The organism is Pseudomonas sp. MS646, from assembly GCF_036693845.1.
GTDB lineage: Bacteria > Pseudomonadota > Gammaproteobacteria > Pseudomonadales > Pseudomonadaceae > Aquipseudomonas > Aquipseudomonas chlororaphis_E.
This window is the reverse complement of the sequence record NZ_CP144763.1, coordinates 750,176-772,390: the sequence shown is the minus strand read 5'-3', so window position 1 is coordinate 772,390 and position 22,215 is coordinate 750,176. Positions and strand designations below refer to the sequence as shown.

General features: G+C 64.6%; 23 protein-coding genes. 11 read left to right on the top strand and 12 right to left on the bottom strand.

Annotation, left to right across the window (positions count from 1 at the left end; translation table 11 throughout):
• The first annotated feature begins 147 nt into the window (after positions 1 to 147).
• Positions 148 to 1,101 (top strand): adenosine deaminase, encoded by a 954-nt coding sequence (locus V3H56_RS03310; RefSeq protein WP_042730133.1) that lies wholly within the window; start codon positions 148 to 150, stop codon positions 1,099 to 1,101.
• Positions 1,102 to 1,220: 119 nt separating this feature from the next.
• Here V3H56_RS03310 and V3H56_RS03305 read toward each other — a convergent pair whose 3' ends face one another.
• The 3 genes from V3H56_RS03305 to V3H56_RS03295 form a co-directional block, all read right to left on the bottom strand.
• The gene (locus V3H56_RS03305; RefSeq protein WP_047735995.1) at positions 1,221 to 2,600 is read right to left on the bottom strand and encodes an MFS transporter; all 1,380 of its coding nucleotides are present in this window, start codon (positions 2,598 to 2,600) and stop codon (positions 1,221 to 1,223) included.
• A 110-nt stretch (positions 2,601 to 2,710) separates the two neighbouring features.
• Positions 2,711 to 3,445, bottom strand: coding sequence for a helix-turn-helix transcriptional regulator (locus V3H56_RS03300; RefSeq protein WP_042730135.1), 735 nt, complete (start codon positions 3,443 to 3,445; stop codon positions 2,711 to 2,713).
• Between the two features lie 192 nt (positions 3,446 to 3,637).
• Entirely contained in the window at positions 3,638 to 4,567 is a 930-nt protein-coding gene (locus V3H56_RS03295) for a LysR family transcriptional regulator (protein ID WP_042730136.1), read from the bottom strand.
• A 112-nt stretch (positions 4,568 to 4,679) separates the two neighbouring features.
• Between V3H56_RS03295 and V3H56_RS03290 the strand changes: the two genes are divergently transcribed.
• Both V3H56_RS03290 and V3H56_RS03285 read left to right on the top strand, forming a co-directional pair.
• Positions 4,680 to 5,693 (top strand): zinc-binding alcohol dehydrogenase family protein, encoded by a 1,014-nt coding sequence (locus V3H56_RS03290; protein WP_042730137.1) that lies wholly within the window; start codon positions 4,680 to 4,682, stop codon positions 5,691 to 5,693.
• Positions 5,694 to 5,849: 156 nt separating this feature from the next.
• On the top strand, positions 5,850 to 6,020 hold the full coding sequence (locus tag V3H56_RS03285; protein ID WP_172679735.1) for a hypothetical protein: 171 nt from the start codon (positions 5,850 to 5,852) through the stop codon (positions 6,018 to 6,020).
• A 1-nt stretch (position 6,021) separates the two neighbouring features.
• On the opposite strand, the gene V3H56_RS03280 is transcribed toward V3H56_RS03285, so the two are convergent.
• Positions 6,022 to 7,224 (bottom strand): multidrug effflux MFS transporter, encoded by a 1,203-nt coding sequence (locus V3H56_RS03280; RefSeq protein WP_047735999.1) that lies wholly within the window; start codon positions 7,222 to 7,224, stop codon positions 6,022 to 6,024.
• A 95-nt stretch (positions 7,225 to 7,319) separates the two neighbouring features.
• Positions 7,320 to 7,517, bottom strand: coding sequence for a cation transporter (locus V3H56_RS03275; RefSeq protein ID WP_042730139.1), 198 nt, complete (start codon positions 7,515 to 7,517; stop codon positions 7,320 to 7,322).
• Between the two features lie 147 nt (positions 7,518 to 7,664).
• Between V3H56_RS03275 and V3H56_RS03270 the strand changes: the two genes are divergently transcribed.
• From V3H56_RS03270 to cueR, 3 genes are all read left to right on the top strand, one after another.
• Positions 7,665 to 8,042 (top strand): hypothetical protein, encoded by a 378-nt coding sequence (locus tag V3H56_RS03270; RefSeq protein ID WP_047736000.1) that lies wholly within the window; start codon positions 7,665 to 7,667, stop codon positions 8,040 to 8,042.
• A gap of 104 nt (positions 8,043 to 8,146) precedes the next feature.
• Positions 8,147 to 10,342 (top strand): heavy metal translocating P-type ATPase, encoded by a 2,196-nt coding sequence (locus V3H56_RS03265; RefSeq protein ID WP_338474208.1) that lies wholly within the window; start codon positions 8,147 to 8,149, stop codon positions 10,340 to 10,342.
• On the top strand, positions 10,339 to 10,746 hold the full coding sequence (gene cueR / locus V3H56_RS03260; RefSeq protein ID WP_042730142.1) for a Cu(I)-responsive transcriptional regulator: 408 nt from the start codon (positions 10,339 to 10,341) through the stop codon (positions 10,744 to 10,746). The genes V3H56_RS03265 and cueR overlap by 4 nt, the downstream gene beginning before the upstream one ends.
• A 297-nt stretch (positions 10,747 to 11,043) precedes the next feature.
• Here cueR and V3H56_RS03255 read toward each other — a convergent pair whose 3' ends face one another.
• Together V3H56_RS03255 and V3H56_RS03250 are read right to left on the bottom strand one after the other, a co-directional pair.
• Positions 11,044 to 11,937 carry a PA4780 family RIO1-like protein kinase gene (locus V3H56_RS03255; RefSeq protein WP_042730143.1) on the bottom strand — a complete coding sequence of 298 codons (894 nt, stop codon included), beginning with the start codon at positions 11,935 to 11,937 and terminating at the stop codon, positions 11,044 to 11,046.
• A 229-nt stretch (positions 11,938 to 12,166) separates the two neighbouring features.
• Positions 12,167 to 12,958 carry a helix-turn-helix transcriptional regulator gene (locus V3H56_RS03250; protein ID WP_338474207.1) on the bottom strand — a complete coding sequence of 264 codons (792 nt, stop codon included), beginning with the start codon at positions 12,956 to 12,958 and terminating at the stop codon, positions 12,167 to 12,169.
• 79 nt (positions 12,959 to 13,037) lie between these two features.
• On the opposite strand from V3H56_RS03250, the gene V3H56_RS03245 reads away from it, so the two are divergent.
• On the top strand, positions 13,038 to 14,066 hold the full coding sequence (locus V3H56_RS03245) for a bile acid:sodium symporter family protein (protein ID WP_338474206.1): 1,029 nt from the start codon (positions 13,038 to 13,040) through the stop codon (positions 14,064 to 14,066).
• Here the strand turns inward: V3H56_RS03245 and V3H56_RS03240 are convergent.
• A complete protein-coding gene (locus V3H56_RS03240) occupies positions 14,053 to 15,330 on the bottom strand; it encodes an acetyl-CoA C-acetyltransferase (protein WP_212803355.1) in 1,278 nt (425 codons plus the stop codon). The two genes, V3H56_RS03245 and V3H56_RS03240, sit on opposite strands and share 14 nt — an antisense overlap.
• A gap of 145 nt (positions 15,331 to 15,475) precedes the next feature.
• Between V3H56_RS03240 and V3H56_RS03235 the strand changes: the two genes are divergently transcribed.
• Together V3H56_RS03235 and V3H56_RS03230 are read left to right on the top strand one after the other, a co-directional pair.
• A complete protein-coding gene (locus tag V3H56_RS03235) occupies positions 15,476 to 16,828 on the top strand; it encodes a 3-oxoacyl-ACP reductase (protein ID WP_338474205.1) in 1,353 nt (450 codons plus the stop codon).
• Position 16,829: 1 nt separating this feature from the next.
• Entirely contained in the window at positions 16,830 to 17,684 is an 855-nt protein-coding gene (locus V3H56_RS03230) for a MaoC/PaaZ C-terminal domain-containing protein (protein WP_042730148.1), read from the top strand.
• Positions 17,685 to 17,883: 199 nt separating this feature from the next.
• Here V3H56_RS03230 and V3H56_RS03225 read toward each other — a convergent pair whose 3' ends face one another.
• From V3H56_RS03225 to V3H56_RS03210, 4 genes are read right to left on the bottom strand one after another with little or no spacing between them, the layout of a single operon-like run.
• Positions 17,884 to 18,441, bottom strand: coding sequence for a DUF4136 domain-containing protein (locus tag V3H56_RS03225; RefSeq protein WP_053147914.1), 558 nt, complete (start codon positions 18,439 to 18,441; stop codon positions 17,884 to 17,886).
• Positions 18,442 to 18,461: 20 nt separating this feature from the next.
• Positions 18,462 to 19,082, bottom strand: coding sequence for a DUF4136 domain-containing protein (locus tag V3H56_RS03220; protein ID WP_047736008.1), 621 nt, complete (start codon positions 19,080 to 19,082; stop codon positions 18,462 to 18,464).
• Between the two features lie 22 nt (positions 19,083 to 19,104).
• The gene (locus V3H56_RS03215; RefSeq protein ID WP_047736009.1) at positions 19,105 to 19,854 is read right to left on the bottom strand and encodes a methyltransferase domain-containing protein; all 750 of its coding nucleotides are present in this window, start codon (positions 19,852 to 19,854) and stop codon (positions 19,105 to 19,107) included.
• A complete protein-coding gene (locus V3H56_RS03210; RefSeq protein ID WP_047736010.1) occupies positions 19,851 to 20,156 on the bottom strand; it encodes a MazG-like family protein in 306 nt (101 codons plus the stop codon). Before V3H56_RS03210 ends, V3H56_RS03215 begins: the two co-directional genes overlap by 4 nt.
• Positions 20,157 to 20,314: 158 nt before the next feature.
• Here V3H56_RS03210 and V3H56_RS03205 point away from each other — a divergent pair, with 158 nt between their 5' ends.
• Complete coding sequence (locus tag V3H56_RS03205; protein ID WP_042732630.1) at positions 20,315 to 20,608, top strand: hypothetical protein; 294 nt, start codon at positions 20,315 to 20,317, stop codon at positions 20,606 to 20,608.
• Positions 20,609 to 20,863: 255 nt separating this feature from the next.
• Positions 20,864 to 22,213 (top strand): MATE family efflux transporter, encoded by a 1,350-nt coding sequence (locus V3H56_RS03200; RefSeq protein WP_047736011.1) that lies wholly within the window; start codon positions 20,864 to 20,866, stop codon positions 22,211 to 22,213.
• Positions 22,214 to 22,215: the final 2 nt, after the last annotated feature.

Below are 22,215 nucleotides of genomic sequence, written 5' to 3'. Positions count from 1 at the left end.
TACTAGACTGTCGGGGGCGATGAACGTTTCCTTGGGGTGTGACGGCGGCGAATATTGCCGCACAGTGGATCACCCGGTCAGGTTTTAGCCGACATTGCGCCCGGCCCCTGTAGAATGCCGCCATTGATTCGCTGATGAGAAAAAACCATGTACGACTGGCTCAATGCCTTGCCCAAGGCTGAACTGCACCTGCACCTGGAAGGCTCGCTGGAGCCCGAGCTGCTGTTCGCCCTGGCCGAACGCAACAAGATCGCCCTGCCCTGGAGCGACGTGGACACCCTGCGCAAGGCCTATGCCTTCAACAATTTGCAGGAGTTTCTCGACCTGTATTACCAGGGCGCCGATGTGCTGCGCACGTCCCAGGACTTCTACGACCTGACGTGGGCCTACCTGCTGCGTTGCAAGGCGCAGAACGTGATCCACACCGAACCGTTCTTCGATCCGCAGACCCACACCGACCGCGGCGTCCCGTTCGAAGTGGTGCTCAACGGCATCGCCGCCGCCCTCAAGGACGGTGAGCAGCAACTGGGGATCACCAGCGGCCTGATCCTGAGCTTCCTGCGCCACCTCAGTGAAGAACAAGCGCAAAAAACCCTCGACCAGGCGCTGCCGTTTCGCGACGCCTTCGTCGCCGTGGGCCTGGACAGTTCGGAAATGGGCCATCCGCCGAGCAAGTTCCAGCGGGTCTTCGACCGGGCTCGCCACGAAGGCTTCCTGACCGTCGCCCATGCCGGTGAAGAAGGCCCGCCCGAGTACATCTGGGAAGCCCTGGACCTGTTGAAGATCCAGCGCATCGACCATGGTGTGCGGGCCATCGAGGATGAGCGGCTGATGCAACGGATCATCGACGAGCAGATCCCGCTGACGGTATGCCCATTGTCCAACACCAAGTTGTGCGTGTTCGACGACATGTCGCAGCACAACATCCTCGACATGCTCGAGCGTGGTGTGAAGGTGACGGTGAACTCCGACGACCCGGCGTACTTCGGTGGCTACGTCACCGAGAACTTCCACGCGCTGCACACCCACCTGGGCATGACCCAGGACCAGGCCACTCGCCTGGCGCAGAACAGCCTGGACGCGCGGTTGATCAAACCTTAAGCCTGACGCCTCGCCTCCTGTGGGAGCGGGCTTGCTCGCGAATGCGCGGTGTCAGCAAACACATATGTCGCTGACATACCGCATTCGCGGGCAAGCCCGCTCCCACAGGAGGACGGTATTTAGCCTGCTGAACCCTCGCTCAACTCCTCCAATGTCTTGCCTCGGGTTTCCATTCCGAACAGCCAGACCACTGCGGCCGCCACGGCGAAACACAAGGCGCCCAGGGCGAAGACGCCGCCCTGGCCGGTGATGGGGAATACCAGGCCGGTCACCAACGGCCCCAGCAACGAACCGATACGACCGATCGCCGAGGCAAAGCCCGAGCCCGTGGCCCGTGCCGAGGTGGGGTATAGCTCCGGGGTGTAGGTGTAGAGCACCGCCCACATGCCGAACAGGAAAAACTGCATCAGCAGCCCCGTCCCGATCAGCAGCCCGACGTTGCCGCCAAACACCGCGCTCTGGCCATAGAGAAACGCCATCGCCCCGCCGCCCAGCAATGTGATAACGCACACGGGCTTGCGTCCCCAACGCTCCACCAGCCATGCCGCGACGAGAAAACCGGGAATCCCGCCCAGGGAAATCAGCACGGTGTAATACACCGACTGGGTCACTGCGAACCCCGACTGCTGCAACAGCGCGCTGAGCCAGGACGTCAGGCCATAGAAACCAAGCAGGGCAAAGAACCAGACGCTCCAGATCATCATCGTGCGTTGGCGATACTGCGGCGACCAGATCTGTGCCAGGGCCGAGAAGAAACCGCCCGGCACGCTCACCTGCCTGGGCAGTCGGATGGGCGCCGGCAGGTCCGCGCGCCCCAGCGAGGCCCGGACCTTGTCTTCGATCCGCCGCAGGACTGCGTCCGCTTCAGCACCCCGACCGGCCTGCTCCAGCCAGCGCGGAGATTCGGGTATGAAGAAGCGGATCGCCAGGACAAACACCGCCGGTATCGCCAGCACCAGGAAGATGTCGCGCCAGCCGATCACCGGCAACAGGAAGTACGACAGCACACCCGCCGCCACGAAGCCCAGCGGCCAGAAGCCATCCATCAAGGCGATGTAGCGCCCTCGGCGCTGGGCCGGGATCAGCTCGGAAAGCATCGACTGGGCAATCGGAAACTCCATGCCCATGCCAATGCCCAACAGCACGCGAAACAGCGTCAGCGTCTCGATGTCCTGGGCCGTGGAGCACAGGTAACTGGCGACACCCCACAACACGATGCTCCACTGGAACACCGGCTTGCGCCCGAACCGGTCGGCCAGCATCCCCGACAACGACGCCCCCACCACCATGCCGAAGAAACTCGAACTGGCGAGCAGGCCGGCCTGGGCCGTGCTCAGGCCGAACTCGGTTTTGATCGAGCCGAGCAGGAACGTCATCATCGCCAGGTCCATGGAGTCGAAGAAAAACGCCAGGGCAATGATGATGAAGATCACCCGGTGATAACCACTGATGGGTAACCGCTCCAGGCGTTCCGCCGCGCTGTAACCTTGAATGTCCATGCTGCCTCCCCAATCCGATGATTCCCCGGACCGAGTGTGCGCGAACCCTGCGCGAAGCGACGGCTGGATGCGACCTGCCAGCAGCCCTGAGCGACTTGCCGGCGGCGCTCCTAGAGCGCCATTTCCAGGCTTTCCTGCCTGGCGAACCGGTGGATCTCCTGCTGGCCGAGCGCAGTCACGTGCAACGCGCGCGAATCGTTGGGCAGGCTCAGCCAGCCCGATTGCATGAACAGTTGCAGCAAGGCCGCCCCCAATGCGCCCCCCAGGTGCGGGCGACGCTCGCTCCAATCGGGGCAGGCGCAGGCGATGTGGGCGTTACGATGGGCCAGCGCCTGGATGAACAGGCCGCGGCCGGCCAGTTGATTGGCGCCCTTGAGGGTGACCGTCACCCGCTGGTCGCACTGCTCGACCCAACCATCGTCCAGCAGGCGCTGATAGAGGTCGGCCGCCAGGGTGCCGCCCAGGTGATCGTCACACAGCCGGGCGCGCATCAGCGAGACGGGCGCCGACGGCGCCTGGGTCAGCTTGACGCCACGCTTGAAGACCTCCGGGATCTGTCGTGGCGTACTGACCAGGGTCGCGCTGGCCAGGGCTTCGACGGCCGCACCGATCTCGGGCGCAGCCAGGCGAAAGAATCGTTTGCGACCGCGAACCTCGACGTTCAGCAGGCCACCGGCGCACAGGCGCCCCAGATGAGCACTGGCCGAGGACGGCGACAGTCCGGCGAGCAAGGCCAATTCTTCGGCCTGCCGGGCCGTGCCGTCCATCAAGGCCCACATCATTGCGCTGCGCTTGGGGTCGGCCAGCAGCGTGGCGATGTGGCTGATGCAAGGTGCATGTTCCATGTATTCACTCCCTGTTGAATCATTCGTCTACTGCTCTGGCGCCTATCGACCAGCAATGGGACCACTGCAAGCGGCGCGATACGGCGCCGGCTCGGGCGGCCGCTAGTATAAGCGTGGCGATCGAGGTTTCCTGCCCTCCGGAAACCTTTGGAGGCGATTGAGCATGCGGGAAATGTCTCTATTTGCCCGCGACTATTGGTTCGCCCCTGACGCGTGTGGGAATTGTGCCGTCACCCGGCCGCAGCGGGCCTGGAGCATCTCTCGCAAAAGGTTGATGGGTTTGCTCAACTGCGCCCGGTGGGCACACAGCAGATTGAGCGGGGCCCGTTCGCATTGCAGGTGCGGCAGAAGGATTTTCAGGCGCCCGGACAGCACGTCGGTGGAAACATCCAGCCACGACTTATAGGCGATCCCGGCACCCGCCACGGCCCAGCGCCGCACCACATCGGCGTCATCGCTGAAACGGTCGCCGCTGACCGTGAGGCTCACGTCCCGCTTGCCGTCATGAAAGCACCAGTGGTCATGGACGCGGGTGCCAAGCATGTACAGCAGGCAGTTGTGCTGGGCCAGTTGCTCCAGGTGCTGGGGTTCCCCCGCGCGCGCCAGGTAGTCTGGGGAAGCGCAGAGCACCCGACGGTTTTCCGGTGCGACGGGCAGCGCCACCAGGCTCGAATCCTCCGGCTCGCCATAGCGCAGCGCGATGTCCACCGGTTGCTTGAACAGGTCGGCAATGCGATCGCCCAACAACAGCCGCACTGTCAGCCCCGGGTGCTCACGCTGGAAGGCATCCAGCCACGGCAGCAGCAGGTTGCGGCCCAGGTCCGAGGGCGCGGACAACTGCAACACTCCGCTGACCTGATCCTGGCCGCTGGTCAACAGCCGTCGTCCTTCGTCGAGGCTGCTCAAGGCCGCGCGGGCGTATTCGAGAAAACCTTCCCCTTCGGCAGTCAGGCGCAGGCTGCGGGTGGAACGGGCCAGCAACCGCGCGCCCAGGTGCTGCTCGATTCGCTTCAACGCGGCGCTGGCCACGGCCGCCGACAGGTCCATGACCCGGGCCGCCGCAGAAAGGCTGCCCAAGTCCGCTGCACGGACAAACAGCTGCAAGTCATCGAATCGAAGCATGACGGCTCCATTATCAAAAAATCATTGAAAGAGCCTGTTCTTTTAGCCGGTTTTATCTCGCCGATAAATAGCTAACCATGGCTGCATTGTCACTGACCTCACGGAGCCGCTCATGAAAGCCATTGCCTACTACCATTCGTTGCCCATCACCGACCCTCAATCGCTGCAGGACATCGAGCTGCCGGCCCCCGTCGCCGGGCCCCGGGACCTGTTGGTGGAAGTGAAGGCCATCTCGGTCAACCCGGTGGACACCAAGGTTCGCCAGAACGTCCAGCCCGAAGGCGGCGAGGCCAAGGTGCTGGGCTGGGATGTGGCCGGCGTGGTCACGGCCGTGGGCAGCGAGGTCACGTTGTTCAAGGTGGGCGACAAGGTCTTCTACGCCGGCTCGATCGCCCGGGCCGGCGGCAACAGCGAGTTGCACGCAGTGGATGAGCGCATCGTCGGCCACATGCCCAAGACCCTCGGTTTCGCCGAAGCGGCCGCCTTGCCCCTGACCGCCATTACCGCCTGGGAGTTGCTGTTCGAACGACTGCACATCCCCCAAGGCCAGGACGATCAGGGCCAGAGCCTGCTGATCGTTGGCGCGGCGGGCGGGGTGGGTTCGATCCTGACCCAACTGGCCCATCAACTCACCGGGCTGAAGGTCATCGGCACCGCGTCCCGCCCACAGACTCAAGCGTGGGTACGGGACCTGGGCGCCGACCTGGTGATCGACCACAGCCAGCCGCTGAGCGAGGAATTGAAGAAGGCCGGCCACGGACCAGTGACCCACGTCGCCAGCCTGACCCAGACCGACCAGCACCTGGACCAGTTGGTCGACGCACTGGCGCCCCAGGGCAAACTGGCGCTGATCGATGATCCCAAGGCACTGGACGTGACCAAGCTCAAGCGCAAGAGCCTGTCACTGCATTGGGAGTTCATGTACACCCGTTCGCTGTTCGAGACGCCCGACATGATCGAACAACACTCGCTGCTCAACCGGGTCGCCGAGCTGATCGATGCCGGCACGCTGAAGACCACCGTCGGCGAACATTTCGGCACCATCAACGCCGAGAACCTGCGGCGCGCCCATGGGTTGCTGGAGAGCGGCAAGTCCAAGGGCAAGATCGTACTCGAAGGGTTCTGACCGCGCGGGCCTGGGGTGGCGAGGGAGCGAATGCCCTCGCCACCCTCCCTTCATCGTGCCGTCAGTCCGAGACTTGACCGTTGTCACATTTGCGATCGCATTCCGGTCTACACTCGAGGCCTTTGCAACGCAATCTTTTACGTGAGGAGGTCAGCAATGAAGATCCTGATAAAAGAAGTGGCAAAATCCCAATGGCAGGTGCGCCTCGACCAGCACGTCGTGACGTTCCGCACCGAGGCCGAAGCCCAGGCCTTCGCCAATACCCTGCAAGCGCGAATCCACGCGCCGCATCATTTCCCCGAACAGCAGCAACGCGCGGCCGGCTGAATCAGACCTTGCCGGCGGCCTGGGCCAGTGCCCGGGTATTTTGCAGGCGCCGGGTCAGCATGGCTGCGCTGACCACCAACAGCCCGCAAAGGCTGATCACCAATGCCATGGGCACGGCGGTGCCGTCATGCAGCGCCGCCACCAGCGCGGCAGACCCGGCTGCCACGGAAAACTGCAGGCAGCCTAACAGAGCCGAAGCGCTGCCGGCCCGGGCGCCCTGCCCGGTCATGGCGCAGGCCGAGGCATTGGGTAGGATGCACCCCAGGCTGGCGATGCAGATGAACAGTGGGATCAGAAGCGGCCACAACTGCTCGGGCTGCAACGCGCTCACCGCCAGTAGGCTCAACCCCGCCAACAGGTAAACCCATACGGCGCGGGCCAGCAAGAACGCCGGGCCGCGCTTGGCCAACAACCGGGCGTTGACCTGGGCGACCAGGATGAAGCCGGCCGCATTGGTGCCGAACAGCCAGCCGAAGTGTTCGGCAGGCACCCCATACAACTTGATGAAAACGAACGGCGAGCCGGCGATGTAGGCAAACATCCCGGCGATGGCGATCCCACCCGTCAAGGCATGACCCAAGTAGATCGGGTCGGTCAGCAGCCGCATGTATTGGCGCAGCGCCCCTGACAGCGGTTGTCGAGGCACATGGTCCGGCAGGCTTTCCGGCAACCACAAGGCCACGGCCGTCGCCGCCAGCGCGCTGAACAGGGTCAGGGCGATGAAGATCGATTGCCAGCCATGCAGGTTCACCAGCAAGCCGCCGAGCATCGGCGCCAGGATCGGCGCCAGGCCCATCACCAGCATCAGTTGCGAGAACACCTTGGCCGAGCCCACCGCGTCGCATTTGTCGCTCACCACCGCCCGGGAAATCACCATGCCGGCGCAACCGCCCAGGGCCTGGACGAAACGGGCAGCGATCAGCCATTCGAGGTTCGGCGCATAGGCACACGCCAGGGACGCCAGGGTGAACAAGCCGACGCCGGCCAGCAGGGGAATGCGTCGCCCGAAGCGATCCGCCACCGGGCCATAGCCCAGTTGCCCGATGGACAACCCAAGGAAATAGGCGGCCAAGGTCAGTTGAATGTGTTTTTCGTCCGTCCCGAAGGCGGTCGCCATGGCCGGGAAGGCGGGCAGGTAAAAGTCGATCGCCAAGGGACCGAAAGCGCTCAAGGCGCCAAGAATCAGAATGATGCGAAGGTTCATCGGGCGTCCAGGTCAGGCGTCAGTCGGCAGCCCGACAGTTTAGCCCTGCCGGGCGCGCTTGAACATTCCGATAGGTCGCTAACGATTAAAAAACTTCAGGCGGCACTGACCTCGTACCCCTCCTCCTTGATGGCCTCGACCACTGCGGCGGCTGGCAGCGAACTCTGGACCTGGACCGTCTTCGCGCTCAGGTCGACCTGCACGTCGGCGGCCGGATCGCGGGCCTGCACAGCCTGGGTGATGGCTTTGACACAGTGGCCGCAGGACATGCCCTGGACATTGAATACTTGCATGGGATGACTCCTTGGATTGAGGTTGCCAGCAGTTTCAAGCTTGCCCTCATGGCAAGGTCAAGTTCCAGGGAAAACTGCCGGGCTGGCAATCGGCAACGGCCTCAGCCAAGCTGCACACATCAAGGATTCCACACCGGAGGTTCAGCCATGCGCTGGTCAGCGTTCAGCCTGTTTTGCATGCTCGGTTTTTCAGCGGTGGTGCCCCAGGCATCGGCCGACGACTACGGCGTGCTGATCATTTCCCGCGAGCGCCTGGAAGTGGCGACGTCCTGCGAAATCGGCATCTATATCCAGGATCAGCTCTCGGCTCGACTGTTCCAGGAACAAAGCACCTCGTTCAACCTGCCGGCCGGCCGATTCTCCCTGCGCCTGAAACTGCTGCCAGGCCAGGCACCGGGGTGCAACCCGGGCATGCTCGCGCCGGGCTCCCAGGAAATCGTGCTCAAGGCCGGCGACATCCTCAAGTACCGCATCGCCATGAACGAGCAAGGCATGTACCTCAAGCAGGCCGCGTTGGGTTACTGAGCCGTCATCGCGCCCACCTGAGCAGGGCTGCATTTCGGTGGCGCTTGACCTTGCCAGCATGGCAAGGTTGATCCTGTAGTCATTCACTACAGGGAGCCAGACCGATGTCCGAATCCAGCACCTTCGACCTGCCGATCAGCGGCATGACCTGCGCCAGTTGCGCCGGGCGGGTCGAGCGGGCCTTGAGCAAGGTGGCGGGCGTGAACAGCGTCAGCGTCAACCTCGCCAACGAACGCGCCCATCTCGAATTGAACGGCCAGGTTGACCCGCAGATCCTCGTCGATGCGGTCAGGCGTGCCGGCTATGAGGCCGAGGTCAGGCCCGTCGAGCCATCCGCCGAAGTGCAACGCCAACGCCTGGACCATGAACGCCTGGCATTGGTGCTGGCGATCCTGCTGGCCTTGCCGCTGGTGTTGCCGATGTTGCTGCAGCCGCTTGGCGTGCACTGGATGTTGCCAGCCTGGGTGCAGTTCGCCCTGGCGACTCCGGTCCAGTTCATCTTCGGGGCGCGTTTTTATGTCGCCGCCTTCAAGGCCGTGCGCGCCGGCGCCGGCAACATGGACCTGCTGGTCGCCCTGGGCACCAGCGCCGGCTACGGCTTGAGCCTTTACGAGTGGGCCAGCGCCCGCCCCGGCAGCCTGCCGCACCTGTACTTCGAAGCCTCGGCGGTGGTGATAGCCCTGGTACTGCTGGGCAAGTACCTGGAAAGCCGCGCCAAGCGACAGACCGCCAGCGCCATCCGCGCCCTCGAAGCCTTGCGACCGGAGCGGGCGATCCAGGTGGTCGACGGCCAGGAGCGCGACGTCGCCATCAGCGCCTTGCGCTTGAATGACCTGGTGCTGGTCAAGCCCGGCGAGCGCTTCCCGGTGGACGGTGAAGTGCTGCAAGGCCAGAGTCACGCCGACGAAGCCCTGATCAGCGGTGAGAGCCTGCCGGTGCCCAAACAGCCCGGCGACAAGGTCACCGGTGGCGCCATCAATGGCGAGGGCCGACTGTTGGTGCGCACCCAGGCACTGGGTGCCGAAACCGTCCTGGCGCGCATCATTCGCCTGGTGGAGGAAGCCCAGGCCGCCAAGGCACCGATCCAGAAACTGGTGGACAAGGTCAGCCAGGTCTTCGTGCCGGTGGTGCTGGTGCTGGCCTTGGCCACGCTGGTCGGCTGGTGGTGGTACGGTGCGCCGCTGGAAGTCGCCGTGATCAATGCCGTGGCAGTGCTGGTGATCGCCTGTCCCTGTGCCCTGGGCCTGGCGACGCCGACCGCGATCATGGCCGGCACCGGCGTGGCTGCGCGCCACGGGATTCTGATCAAGGATGCCGAAGCGTTGGAGCGTGCCCACGAAGTCGACACCGTGGTGTTCGACAAGACCGGCACCCTGACCTCGGGCACCCCACGCATCGTGCACTTCAGTGCCCTGGAGGGTAACGAAGACACGCTGCTGCAGTGGGCCGGCGCGTTGCAACGCGGCAGCGAGCATCCCCTGGCCAAGGCGGTGCTGGACGCCTGCGGCGAACGCGACTTGAGCGTGCCGGACATCAACGACAGCCAGTCCCTGACCGGCCGCGGCATTGCCGGAAGCCTCGACGGACGTCGCCTGGCATTGGGTAACCGGCGCCTGCTGGAAGAACTGGGCCTGGACCCCGGCACGCTGGCCGAGTCGGCGCAAGCGTGGGAAAACGAAGGCCGCACGTTGTCCTGGCTGATCGAGCAAGCCCCGACGCCACGGGTATTGGGCCTGTTCGCCTTCGGCGACTCGCTCAAGCCCGGCGCCCTGGCTGCCGTCCAGGCCCTGGTTAAGCGCCACATCGCCAGCCACCTGCTCACCGGTGACAACCAGGGCAGCGCCCGGGTGGTGGCTCAAGCGCTGGGCATCGCCAACGTGCATGCCGAGGTGCTGCCGGCGGACAAATCCGCCATCGTCCAACAATTGAAAGACCGTTCGGTGGTGGCAATGGTCGGCGACGGCATCAACGACGCCCCTGCGCTGGCCGCCGCGGACATCGGCATTGCCATGGGTGGCGGCACCGATGTGGCCATGCACGCGGCTGGCATCACCCTGATGCGCGGCGACCCGCGACTGGTGCCGGCAGCGCTGGACATCAGCCGCAAGACCTACGCCAAGATCCGCCAGAACCTGTTCTGGGCGTTCGTCTACAACCTGATCGGCATTCCCCTGGCGGCATTCGGCCTGCTCAACCCGGTGCTGGCCGGCGCGGCGATGGCGCTGTCGAGCGTCAGCGTGGTGAGCAATGCGTTACTGTTGAAACTCTGGAGACCCGAGCCGTTGGAGGACAAGCGATGAACATCGGCCAAGCAGCCCGGCAGAGCGGCCTGAGTGCGAAGATGATCCGGTACTACGAATCCATCGGCTTGCTCAAGGCGGCCCATCGTACCGACAGTGGCTACCGGATCTACGGCGCCGAAGACCTGCATACGCTGGCGTTCATCAAGCGCTCGCGGGACCTGGGGTTTTCACTGGAAGAGGTCGGCAAACTGCTGACCCTCTGGCAGGACCGCCAGCGGGCCAGCGCCGATGTGAAGGCCCTGGCCCGGCAGCACATCGACGAACTGAACCAGAAAATCCGCGAACTGGCCGAACTGCGCGACACCCTCCAGGACCTGGTGGACCACTGCCACGGCGACCACCGCCCGGACTGCCCGATCCTCAAGGAACTGGCGTCGGGGTGCTGCGCCCGACCCGCCTGAGTGCCCGCCCCCGGGGAATGGAAAAATTGCCCTCGGCACACCGTTCCTTGTGGGAGCGGGCTCGCCCGCGAAGGCGTCATTCCAGCCAGCTCACCTATCGCCTGACACAGCGCTTTCGCGGGCAAGCCCGCTCCCACAGTGGGTCTTCGGGGGACGGAAGAATTGCGCTCGGCACACCGCTCCTTGTGGGAGCGGGCTTGCCCGCGAAGGCGCCATTCCAGCCAGCTCACCTATCGCCTGGCACAGCGCTTTCGCAGGGCAAGCCCGCTCCCACAGGGTTCACTCACCGGGCCGGGCTTATTGCATCCAGGGCGGAGGCGGTTCTTCGGTTTTGCCGGGGGGGGCATCGTCGGCGGTGCGGGCGGCCTGGCGGCGTTGCTCATCCAGGCGGGCGGCCTCGATCTCGCGCATGACCCCACCCACATCCGCCAGTTCTTCAGGCTCGTCGAACTCGCCGGTCAACACGCTGGCCGGGTGCAAGGTGCCGGACTCATACAACGCCCACATCTCCTTCGCGTATCGGGTGCGCTTGAGTTCCGGGGCGAACCGGCCGAAGTAGGACGCCATGTTGCCCACGTCTCGCTCCAGCATGCTGAAAGCATGGTTGTTGCCCGCGGCATCCACGGCCTGCGGCAGGTCGATGATCACAGGCCCGGTCGGCGTGAGCAGCACGTTGAACTCGGACAGGTCACCGTGCACCAGCCCGGTACACAACATCAGCACGATCTGGGAAATCAGGAACGCGTGATACTCACGGGCCTGATCCGGCTCCAGCACCACATCGTTCAAACGTGGCGCCGCATCGCCGTACTCATCGGCCACCAGCTCCATCAGCAGCACGCCTTCGAGAAAGTCATACGGCTTGGGGACTCGCACACCGGCATTCGCCAGCCGGAACAGCGCCGCCACCTCGGCGTTCTGCCAGGCGTCCTCGGTCTCCTTGCGCCCGAACTTCGAGCCCTTGGCCATGGCCCTGGCCTGCCGGCTGTTACGCACCTTGCGGCCTTCCTGGTATTCGGCCGCCTGACGAAAACTTCGCTTGTTCGCCTCCTTGTAGACTTTGGCGCAACGTAACTCGTTGCCGCAGCGCACCACATAAACAGCTGCTTCTTTACCACTCATGAGTGGGCGCAGCACTTCGTCGACCAGACCGTCCTCGATCAGGGGTTCAATGCGTTTTGGAGTCTTCATCAGCTTTTATTGTGGGTCCTTTATTACCGAACACGCGAATGACAGTCGTTATACGGCAATCCTCGCTCCACGGGGAGGGGTTGCCGACCTATGAACCTGCGATGCACACACTGTGCCGGATCGCATCGAACGTGCCGAATCATAGCCGACGCCGAGCGCGGCGCCGGTAACGGGAGGCGAAGGTATTTGCTACAAGCGCTGACAACCGCATCCATGGCCAGCGCCGGCGTCAATGCTTGAACAACTCCCCGGGGGTGAAACCAAACATTCCCTTGAAGGCGGCAATGAAGGCGGAGGTCGAATCATAGCCACAAGACAACGCCGCGCTGGTGACACTGTCGCCTTTCTCCAGCGCCCCCAGGGACGACAGCAAGCGCACGCGCTGGCGCCAGGCACGGAAACTCAGGCCGGTTTCCCGCTGGAACAAACGCATCAGGGTTTTTTCCGACGTCCCCAGGCGTTCCGCCCAGGCTTGCAGCGTGACGCCTTGCTCGGGCTGCTCGATCAGTTCGTTGCACAGCGCCAACAGGCGGGCATGACGGGGCAACGGCAGGGAAAACCCCACTTCCGGCAGCGTCGCCAACTGGTCCAGCAACACCTGCACCAGGCGCTCTTCCTGGCTATCGCCCTGGGGGTAATCGGCCGGAAACTGACAGAACACCTTGATCAACTCCCGCGCCAGCGGCGTGACCTCCAAGACCCGGCAACGCCCGTCCGCCCAGGGGCAGGCCTGGCGATGGACATACAGGCTGCGCATTTCCGCCCGAGTGGACGTCACCACCTGGTGCTCCAGATCGGCCGGGATCCAGATGCCCCGCTGGGGTGGCGCGAAGAAACTGCCCGCGGCCGTGTGCACGCCAAGAACACCACTGATGGCGTAGGAAAACTGCACCCAGTCATGCCGATGGGCCTGGGTCCAGGACCCCGCGCTCAAGCTTTCGACACGGGCATAGAGTGGCCGCGGCAGTTGAGTCAGGTCGGGGATGCGGCGCTCGAGTTGCTGGTGTCCGTTAGTCGGCATTGATTGGCCTTATGTCGCAAGACGACTGTTTGCGACGACGTTAGGCTAAGTCGTCTTTTCTTACAACTTGCGGTGCCCTATGCATATTTTCCGACACCTCAAACGGATAGTGACCGACTGGTTCCTCTGCGGCATGGTCCTCGCCACGCTGCTGGCCTATTTCTTTCCTACGTTCGGTGCCACCGGCGGCGCCATGCATGCCGAATGGGTCGTCAACATCGGCATCTTCGTGGTGTTTTTCCTGCATGGGGTCAACCTGTCCGGCGAGCAGATCCGCCACGGCCTGAAAAACACCCGGCTGCATCTGATGGTGCAAGGTTTTACCTTTGGCGTGTTCCCGCTGATCTGGCTGATCAGTCACTGGCTGGTGGGCAGTCACGTCCCGGCGCTGCTGATGCTGGGCTTCCTGTACCTGTGCGCCCTGCCCTCGACCATTTCCTCGTCGGTGGCCCTGACCGGTAGCGCCGGCGGCAACGTGCCCGCGGCGATTCTCAACGCGAGCCTGTCCAGCGTACTGGGGGTGGTGCTGACGCCCTTGCTAGTCAGCCTGGTGGTTGGGCGCGGCGCCGGGGGCATCGACCTCGGCTCGACCCTGCTCGACCTGTGCCTGATGTTGCTGCTGCCGCTGGTGCTCGGGCAGGTCCTGCGGCGTTGGCTGGCGGGGTTCTTTGGCCGCTACAAACGCTACACCAACGTCATCGACAAACTGGTGATCCTGCTGCTGGTGTACGCGGCGTTCTGCAACTCGATGGTCTCCGGAATCTGGCAGCAGCAAGGCAACGGCCTGCTGCTCAGCGCGGCACTGGGCAGCGCCATCCTGCTGGCGATCATCCTGTGGATGACCACCCGCACCGCACGCGCCTTACGGTTCAGCAATGCCGATGAAATTGCCGCGGTGTTCTGCGCCAGCAAAAAATCCCTCGCCGCCGGGGTGCCAATGGCCGCGTTGATCTTTGGCAACAACCCCGGCCTGGGCCTGATCCTGCTGCCGATCATGATCTACCACCCGCTGCAGTTGATCGTCTGCTCGATCCTCGCCGAGCGCTACGCCAGCCGCCGACGGGCGCAGGTCGTCCAGGCGAACGAGGCGGCCCTCAGCGCTCGATGATCGCCGTCACCCCCTGGCCGGCCGCCGCGCAGATGGAGATCAGCCCGCGGCCGCGCCCGGCGGCATCCAGCAACTTGGCGAGGTTGGCGACGATGCGTCCACCCGTGGCGGCGAACGGATGCCCGGCGGCCAATGAGCTGCCCTTCACGTTCAAGCGGCTGCGGTCGATGGCGCCCAGCGGGGCGTCGAGGCCCAGGCGGCTCTTGCAGTAGTCCGGGTCTTCCCAGGCCTTCAAGGTGCACAACACCTGGGCGGCGAATGCTTCATGGATCTCGTAGTAATCGAAATCCTGCAGGGTCAGGCCGTTGCGCGCCAGCAACCGCGGCACCGCGTAGACCGGCGCCATCAACAACCCTTCGGCACCATGGACGAAATCCACCGCAGCCGTTTCGCCATCGCGCAGGTACGCCAGGATCGGCAGGCCCTGCGCCTTGGCCCATTCTTCGCTTCCCAACAGCACCAGCGAGGCGCCATCGGTCAACGGCGTGGAATTGCCTGCTGTCAGGGTGCCCTTGGCGCTCTTCTCGAAAGCCGGTTTGAGCGAGGCGAGTTTTTCCGGGGTCAGGTCGGGGCGCAGGTTGTTGTCCCGGGTCAGGCCGAGAAACGGCGTCATCAAGTCGTTTTGCCAACCTTCGGCGTAGGACGCGGCCATTTTCTGATGGCTTTCCAGGGCCAACTGATCCTGCGCCTCCCGAGGGATCTGCCAGGTCTGGGCCATCAACTCGCAGTGCTCGCCCATGCTCAGGCCGGTGCGCGGTTCGTTGATGCGCGGCAGGTCGGGCAGCAGGTGCTGGGGCCGCACTTGCAGGAAGGCCTTGATCTTATCGGCGGTGGTCTTGGCACGATTGGCTTGCAGCAGGATCCTGCGCAGCCCCTCATTGACCGCAATCGGAGCGTCGGAGGTGGTGTCCACGCCGCCGGCAATGGCGCTGTCGATCTGTCCGAGGGCAATCTTGTTGGCCACCAGCAACACCGTTTCCAGGCCGGTGCCGCAGGCCTGCTGTACATCGTAGGCCGGCGTGGTGGGCGACAGCCGCGAGCCCAGCACGCATTCGCGGGTCAGGTTCATGTCACGGGAATGCTTGAGCACCGCGCCGGCGGCGACTTCGCCAATGTGCAGACCATGCAGGTTGTAGCGTTCGATCAGCCCCTCGAGCGCGGCGGTCAGCATCGCCTGGTTGCTGGCGGTGGCATAGGGCCCGTTGGAGCGGGCGAACGGAATGCGGTTACCACCGATAATCGCGACGCGGCGTAGCTGTGTCATGAAGAACTCCCCGTGTAGGTTCGAATGCGCAAATGGCCTGAAAAAACGCCGCTCCCTGCGCAAGCTTAGGCTTTATCTCGGCGATCGAACGACTGATTGCCAATCATGGTCCACACTTGGAACCTCATCAGCCGGAGTGTGTTCCATGTCTGACCGCTATATCGACTTCGCCAATTCACCTGTTGGCCTGCGTCTGGTCGGGGCCCTCGGCCTGCCCTCGCCGGTGCGCCTGGAGCGTTGGCAGGCTGGGCGGCTGCGACCGATCGAGGGCGCGTTGCTGCTGGGCGGCGGGCCGTTGACCGAGCAGGTCGGCACGTTCGCCAAACGCCTGACCGACGCCATTTTCGTCTACGGTGGCGAACCGAGCCTGGCCACCGAGTGGATCCCCGGCCACGGCCCGAAAATCAAGGCGGTGGTGTATGACGCCAGCCACTTGGTGCAGGCCGACCAGCTCAAGCAACTGCGCGAATTTTTCCAGCCCTTGATGAAAAATATCGACCGCAGCGCCCACGTGGTCATCCTCGGTCGCGCCCCGGAACGGCTCAGCGACCCGTTCGCCGCCAGTGCCCAGCGTGCGCTGGAGGGCTTCAGCCGGTCCCTGGCCAAGGAGTTGCGCCACGGCGGGACGCTGCAACTGCTGTACGTTGGCGACGGGGCCGAGGCACAGCTAGAAGGTGCGTTGCGCTTCTTCCTGTCGCCCAAGAGTGCCTTCGTGTCCGGGCAGGTCGTTCGCCTCAATGCCTGCGACACCCAGGTCCAGGATTGGACAAGGCCGCTCACCGGGCTCAAGGCACTGGTCACCGGGGCTGCCCGCGGGATCGGCGCCGCCATCGCCGAAACCCTGGCCCGCGATGGCGCCGACGTGATCCTGCTGGACGTGCCGCAGGCCAAGGCCGATCTCGACGCCCTGGCCGCACGTCTGAGCGGGCGCAGCCTGACCCTGGATATCTGCGCCGAAGACGCGCCTTCGCAATTGATCGAACACTTGCCCGACGGCGTCGACATCGTGGTGCACAACGCCGGCATTACCCGCGACAAGACCCTCGCCAACATGACCCCGGAATTCTGGGACGCGGTCCTGGCCGTCAACCTCAACGCTCCGCAGGTGCTGACCAAGGCCCTGCTCGACAGCGGCACCCTGCGGGACAATGGCCGGGTCATCCTGCTGGCGTCCATCAGCGGCATCGCCGGCAATCGCGGGCAGACCAACTATGCCGCGAGCAAGGCCGGCCTGATCGGCCTGGCGCAGGCCTGGGCGCCTACGCTGCAGGCGCGGGGTATTAGTATCAACGCCGTGGCACCGGGCTTCATTGAAACGCGCATGACCGCCGAGATTCCTTTCACCCTGCGCGAAGCCGGGCGACGCATGAGCTCCCTGGGCCAGGGCGGCCTGCCCCAGGATGTCGCCGAAACCGTAGCGTGGCTGGCGCAACCCGGCACGGGCGCCGTCACTGGGCAGGCCGTGCGGGTGTGTGGGCAAAGCCTGCTGGGAGCATGACATGACGATCCAATGGCACGAGGTCAGCGGCGCACCGTCGATGACCGCGCTCTACGTGAAAGCGGCGACGCGGCGCAAGATCAGCGGCAAGACCTTGCCGGAACAAGGGCTGCGCCAGGTGCTCCAGGTCGACCCGCAGCGACTGGCAGCCTATCGCAAGGTCTGCGGCTTCGCCGAGAACGGGTTGCTGCCGCCGACCTATCCCCACGTCCTGGCGTTCGCCCTGCAAATGCAGTTGCTTACCGACCGGGACTTTCCGTTTCCGTTGTTGGGCTTGATCCATTTGAACAACCGCATCCGTGTGCTGCGGCCCATGGGCGGCGTCAACCAGGTGCGGGCCAGCGTCAATGTCGAGAACCTGCAACCTCACCCCAAAGGCGCGGTGTTCGACCTGGTCACCCGCCTGGAGGATCAACTGGGGCTATTGTGGCAAGCCCACAGCCAGATGCTGTGCAGGGGTGTCGAACTGGATGGGACACCGCTGGCCGACACGCCCGCCAACAGCCTGGCATTGATGGAGGTGGCGCACTGGCGCGCGCCGGCCGACATTGGCCGGCAGTACGCCAAGGTGTCGGGCGACTACAACCCGATTCACCTGAGCGCCGCCAGCGCCAAACTGTTCGGCTTCCCGACTGCCATCGCCCATGGCCTGTGGAACAAAGCCAGGACCCTGGCCGCCCTGGATCAACACCTGCCCGAGGCCAACCTCGAGATCGAGGTGGCCTTCAAAAAACCCGTACGCCTGCCCAGTGAAGTGACACTGCTGGCGAGTGCGGCAGGGTCCAGCGGGGACTTGCGGTTGATGGGGGCAGGGGATCTGGAACACATGGTGGGAGGCTGGCGGCCGGCGGGCTGAAAGGTGACCGCGAGCAATGCAGTGGCCGCGGGACCGCCTTCGCGAGCAAGCCCGCTCCCACATGGGACGGAGGCTGTCCGGGATTCTGCGGCTGGCATTCATCCTCCTGTGGAAGCGAACGTGCTCGCGAAGACGTCGGCCCATCCAACGTCAACGCCTCAGGCAGGCCCGCGCCCAGAAATGGACGGCGCCAAACTGGCTATCGCGGCGGATAGGTCGACAGGATCCGCCCCACCGTCTCCCGTACCGCGGTGTTACGGTCCGTCGGGTTCGGCGAGTCGCTCAGGATCTGCTCATCACTGCCCCGCCACACCAGCTTGCCGTCCTTGCCATCGAGCAGGTCGATCTGCACGGTGCCGACCTTGTAGCTGATGTTGCGGGTTTCGTTGTACATCGGCCCGCCCCAATAGCCGTTCCAGGGACCGCCCCAACCACCGCCATAGTTCGTGGTCACCTGCTGCTGGCGATCCTCGACGATCAGGTAAGCCTGGACCAACACATCCGCCCGACCACCCGCCGCCACCGGGCGCAGGCCGCGTTGGTCGAGTTGATCGGCAACGGCCTGACGGATGCGTTGTTCGGTCAGGTCGCTCTTGATGCGCGGGTCATCGGGACGGTATTGCAGCGCCGGCTCTTTCCAACTCCAACTGCGGTACGCCGCGAAATCGCGGCTGGTGTCGAAGTCGTGATTGACCTGGTTGGAGGCACAGGCGCCCAGCAGCAGCGCAAAAGACAGTAAGGCAAGACGGCGCAACATGGTTTTTCTCCGTTGCAGGATCAACTGGGCGGATACGCCGACATGGCTTTTTCCACCGCTTCGCGGATAGCGTCCGTGCGTGCACCCTGGCTGCCGCGCTGGCTGGTTTCGGCGCTGGCGCTCCAGACCGGCTGGCCATTGCGCGCGTCGAACAGCTCGACACGCACGACCACCACCTGCTCCTGGTACGTGCGCACCACCGGCACCGTGTGATACATGCCGTACCCAGGGCCATAGCCGGGGCCGTAGCGGTTGTAGCCGCCGTAGTAGCCGGTGTCGTAGTCATCGCGTACCTGGCGCAGGCGGGTTTCCAGGCGCAGGTCGGCGCTGACGAAGAGGTCGGCCGGCCGATTGTCATGCAGCGGGCGCAGGCCGCGCTGGTCCAGCGCGTTACTCACTGCCTCGGCCACCTGGGCCGAGTCCGCCCACGCAGTGCCCGGCGGCAGTTGCCCGTTGCGCCAGGCCCAACTGCGGTAGCGCCCGTAGTCCCGAGGCGGCGCGGGGTACGCACTGCGGTCGAACACCTGGGCGGCTTCCGGTGGTGCCGGCGGCAGCGGGTTGGAAGTGGCGACATACGGGTTGCTGCCCTGGCAGGCCGCCAGCCCCAGGCACAGCACCAATACCCCTGAACGACCTTTCATGTTGCTCTCCAGTGCCGCTGGATCAGCGCGGACGGCAGATCCAGTGCAGATAACGTCCCAATCCGGCAAACGCGGGATGGCGACGGTGGGCCAGCTCCATTTCCAACAACTGCGCCAGCTCCACGCGCCCTTGGAATTCCACGGGCATGTAGTCATGGAAAACCCGCACGCCACTCTGGTTTTCGACCTGCCACAGGCCTTCAAGTTGCGCCGCCAACGCGCGCGGATCAAGGGGTTGTTGCGGTGTCAGGCTCTGTTTTTCGCCGGCCATGTCATTTTTGCGCAACTTGCGGAAATGCCCCTTGAGCAGGTTGCGATAGACCAGCGCATCGCGGTTGTAGAACGCCAGGGACAACCAGCCGCCCGGCGCCGTGAGCTGATGCAGCACCGGCAGGATGGCATGGGGCTCGGCCAGCCATTCGAGCACCGCATGGCACAGCACCAGGTCGTAGGGCTCGGTGAGCTGGCCAAGCAGATCCTGCCACGGCGCCTGGATGAACGTTGCCTGCTGCCCCGCCACGGCGAAGCGTTGGCGGGCACCTTCGAGCATGGGCTCGGCCGGCTCGGCGAGGGTCACCTGGTGACCGCGCTCGGCCAGCCACAGCGACATATGGCCCAGACCCGCGCCGATATCCAGCACCCGCAGCGGGCGATCCGGCAAGGTTTCCAACAGATCGGCCTGAAGCACCGCCAGGCGGATCGCGCCCTTGGCCCCGCCGTAGATTTTCTCGGCAAACCGCGTGGCCAACTGGTCGAAATGACGGTCGCTCATTGGCCGAACCGCCGCTCGCTGTCGGCCAGCTTGTTGCGCACCACGGCGTCCATGTCCAGGCCCAATTCGCTGCACAACAGCAACAGGTACAACACGATGTCACCGACTTCCTGCCCGGCATGGGCCAGGGTGTCTGCCGGCAACTGGCGGGACTGATCCTCGGTCAGCCACTGGAAAATCTCCACCAGCTCGGCCATTTCCACGCTGGCGGCCATGGCGAGGTTCTTCGGGCTGTGGAAGCGCCGCCAATCGTTACGGTCACGAATGGCGTGCAGGCGTTCGGTCAGTTCAACAAGGTTCATCGGGCTCTCCTGAATGCGCATAGCTTCGGGGGGATGACCGGGGAAGGCAAGCCTCTCGGTGCGCGTGGCAATTTGCCCCATAATCGAACCATCGCGACGCCAACAGCTCCTACAATCAGACACAGTTCAACCCGGATCCCCTTCATCAGGATGCACACATGCAGGTAGAAAGCTTTTTCGAATGGCTCGGCCAAGCGCTCGGTTCGGTGATCCGCTTCATCGTCGACCTGCTCAGCGGCCTGTTCAACACCCTGGCCCACGCCGGCGGCAACTTCGTCGACGGCCTGGCGCGCACCTTGGGCATGGACACCTCGATCATCAGCATCATCGCGCTGATCATCGGGTTGATGATGCTGTATTCGGCGATCCGCGCCTTTATGCGGGCCTCGATCATCATGGGGATTATCTGGTTGGTATTGGGGTTGTGGTTGTTGAGTTGGATCATTCACTGAGGTCGCACGAGCCTATGCAGGAGCACAGTTGTGGCGAGGGGATTTATCCCCGCTGGGCTGCGCAGCAGCCCCAAACCCAGGCCATGCGGTACATCAGGTAAACCGCGTTAGTCGGATTTACGACTGCTTCGCAGCCGAACGGGGATAAATCCCCTCGCCACAAAAAACGGGCCTGCGAAGTGCGGCGTGCTTCGCAGGGACTGGAAACGATCATCCAGAGAACCCGCTACAATTGCGCTCCATCAAGGAGCCCGCATGTCCCACCTGATCACCGACTGGCGCGACCGCCTTACCCATCGCCGGGTCTGGGCGCTGGCGGCGCCGATGATTCTCTCGAACATTTCCGTGCCGCTGGTGGCGCTGGTGGACAGTACGGTCATCGGCCATTTGCCCCATGCCCATCAGCTGGGCGCGGTGGCGGTCGGGGCGAGTCTGTATACCGTGCTGGCGTGGGCCATGGGTTTCCTGCGCATGGGCTCCACCGGGTTCGCCGCCCAGGCCGCCGGACGTGGCGATGGCGCGGCGCTGCGGCAGGTGCTGGTGCAAGGCCTGTTGCTGGCGATGGGGCTGGCGGTGGTGCTCGGCGCCGTCGGCGTACCGCTGAGTGGCGTGGCGTTGCACTTCATGCAGCCATCGGCCGAACTCGACCAATTGACCCGCGACTTTTTCCACACCCGGCTCTTCGGCCTACCGGCGGCGCTGGCCAGCTATGCATTGGTGGGCTGGTTCCTCGGTGCCCAGAATGCCCGAGCGCCGCTGGCGATCCTGCTGGTGACCAACCTGGTGAACATCGCCCTGAACCTGTGGTTCGTGATCGGCCTGGACTGGGGCGTGGCCGGTTCGGCCCGGGCCTCGGTGATTGCCGAGTGGACCGGTGCGCTGGTCGGCCTGGCCCTGGCACGCAAGACTCTGCGGGCCTGGCCCGGACAGGTGGCCTGGGCAGCCTTGGGGCGGTGGCAGAGCTGGCGCCCGCTGCTGGCGGTGAACCGGGACATTTTCATTCGCAGCCTGGCGCTGCAAGCGGTGTTCTTCCTGATCACCGTGCAAGGCGCGCGGCTAGGGGACGCGACCGTGGCAGCCAATGCCCTGCTGCTCAACGGCCTGCTGCTGACCGCCCACGCCCTGGACGGCCTCGCCCACGCGGTGGAAGCTTTGTGCGGGCATGCCATCGGCGCCCGCGATCGCCTCGCCCTGCGCCGTTCGCTGGTGGTGGCCTGCGGCTGGTCGCTGATTGCAAGCCTTGGGTTCGCGCTGCTGTTCCTGCTCGCCGGCCACCTGTTCATCGCGATGCAAACCGACATTCCCGACGTGCGCGCCACCGCCGACCAGTATCTGCCTTACCTGGCGGCCCTGCCGCTGATTGCGGTCTGGAGCTACCTGCTCGACGGGCTGTTCATCGGCGCCACCCGCGCCCGGGAAATGCGCAACGGCATGCTGCTGACGCTGTTGCTGGTACTGCCTGTCGCCTGGGCGCTGCAAGGCTTGGGCAACCACGGGTTGTGGATCACCTTCCTGCTGTTCATGGCCTTGCGCAGCCTGACCCTCGGGGCCATCGCCTGGCATCTGCAACGGCGCGATCAATGGCTGGGCAGCCCCAGCCCATGACA

Coding starts and splice junctions, on each gene's coding strand:
- V3H56_RS03220 (WP_047736008.1), bottom strand. CDS start 19,082: ATGAAAGGTCGTTCAGGGGTATTGGTGCTGTGCCTGGGGCTGGCGGCC.
- V3H56_RS03205 (WP_042732630.1), top strand. CDS start 20,315: ATGCAGGTAGAAAGCTTTTTCGAATGGCTCGGCCAAGCGCTCGGTTCG.
- V3H56_RS03245 (WP_338474206.1), top strand. CDS start 13,038: ATGCATATTTTCCGACACCTCAAACGGATAGTGACCGACTGGTTCCTC.
- cueR (WP_042730142.1), top strand. CDS start 10,339: ATGAACATCGGCCAAGCAGCCCGGCAGAGCGGCCTGAGTGCGAAGATG.
- V3H56_RS03270 (WP_047736000.1), top strand. CDS start 7,665: ATGCGCTGGTCAGCGTTCAGCCTGTTTTGCATGCTCGGTTTTTCAGCG.
- V3H56_RS03295 (WP_042730136.1), bottom strand. CDS start 4,567: ATGCTTCGATTCGATGACTTGCAGCTGTTTGTCCGTGCAGCGGACTTG.
- V3H56_RS03275 (WP_042730139.1), bottom strand. CDS start 7,517: ATGCAAGTATTCAATGTCCAGGGCATGTCCTGCGGCCACTGTGTCAAA.
- V3H56_RS03230 (WP_042730148.1), top strand. CDS start 16,830: ATGACGATCCAATGGCACGAGGTCAGCGGCGCACCGTCGATGACCGCG.
- V3H56_RS03235 (WP_338474205.1), top strand. CDS start 15,476: ATGTCTGACCGCTATATCGACTTCGCCAATTCACCTGTTGGCCTGCGT.
- V3H56_RS03240 (WP_212803355.1), bottom strand. CDS start 15,330: ATGACACAGCTACGCCGCGTCGCGATTATCGGTGGTAACCGCATTCCG.
- V3H56_RS03300 (WP_042730135.1), bottom strand. CDS start 3,445: ATGGAACATGCACCTTGCATCAGCCACATCGCCACGCTGCTGGCCGAC.
- V3H56_RS03255 (WP_042730143.1), bottom strand. CDS start 11,937: ATGAAGACTCCAAAACGCATTGAACCCCTGATCGAGGACGGTCTGGTC.
- V3H56_RS03290 (WP_042730137.1), top strand. CDS start 4,680: ATGAAAGCCATTGCCTACTACCATTCGTTGCCCATCACCGACCCTCAA.
- V3H56_RS03250 (WP_338474207.1), bottom strand. CDS start 12,958: ATGCCGACTAACGGACACCAGCAACTCGAGCGCCGCATCCCCGACCTG.
- V3H56_RS03200 (WP_047736011.1), top strand. CDS start 20,864: ATGTCCCACCTGATCACCGACTGGCGCGACCGCCTTACCCATCGCCGG.
- V3H56_RS03265 (WP_338474208.1), top strand. CDS start 8,147: ATGTCCGAATCCAGCACCTTCGACCTGCCGATCAGCGGCATGACCTGC.
- V3H56_RS03215 (WP_047736009.1), bottom strand. CDS start 19,854: ATGAGCGACCGTCATTTCGACCAGTTGGCCACGCGGTTTGCCGAGAAA.
- V3H56_RS03305 (WP_047735995.1), bottom strand. CDS start 2,600: ATGGACATTCAAGGTTACAGCGCGGCGGAACGCCTGGAGCGGTTACCC.
- V3H56_RS03310 (WP_042730133.1), top strand. CDS start 148: ATGTACGACTGGCTCAATGCCTTGCCCAAGGCTGAACTGCACCTGCAC.
- V3H56_RS03280 (WP_047735999.1), bottom strand. CDS start 7,224: ATGAACCTTCGCATCATTCTGATTCTTGGCGCCTTGAGCGCTTTCGGT.
- V3H56_RS03210 (WP_047736010.1), bottom strand. CDS start 20,156: ATGAACCTTGTTGAACTGACCGAACGCCTGCACGCCATTCGTGACCGT.
- V3H56_RS03285 (WP_172679735.1), top strand. CDS start 5,850: ATGAAGATCCTGATAAAAGAAGTGGCAAAATCCCAATGGCAGGTGCGC.
- V3H56_RS03225 (WP_053147914.1), bottom strand. CDS start 18,441: ATGTTGCGCCGTCTTGCCTTACTGTCTTTTGCGCTGCTGCTGGGCGCC.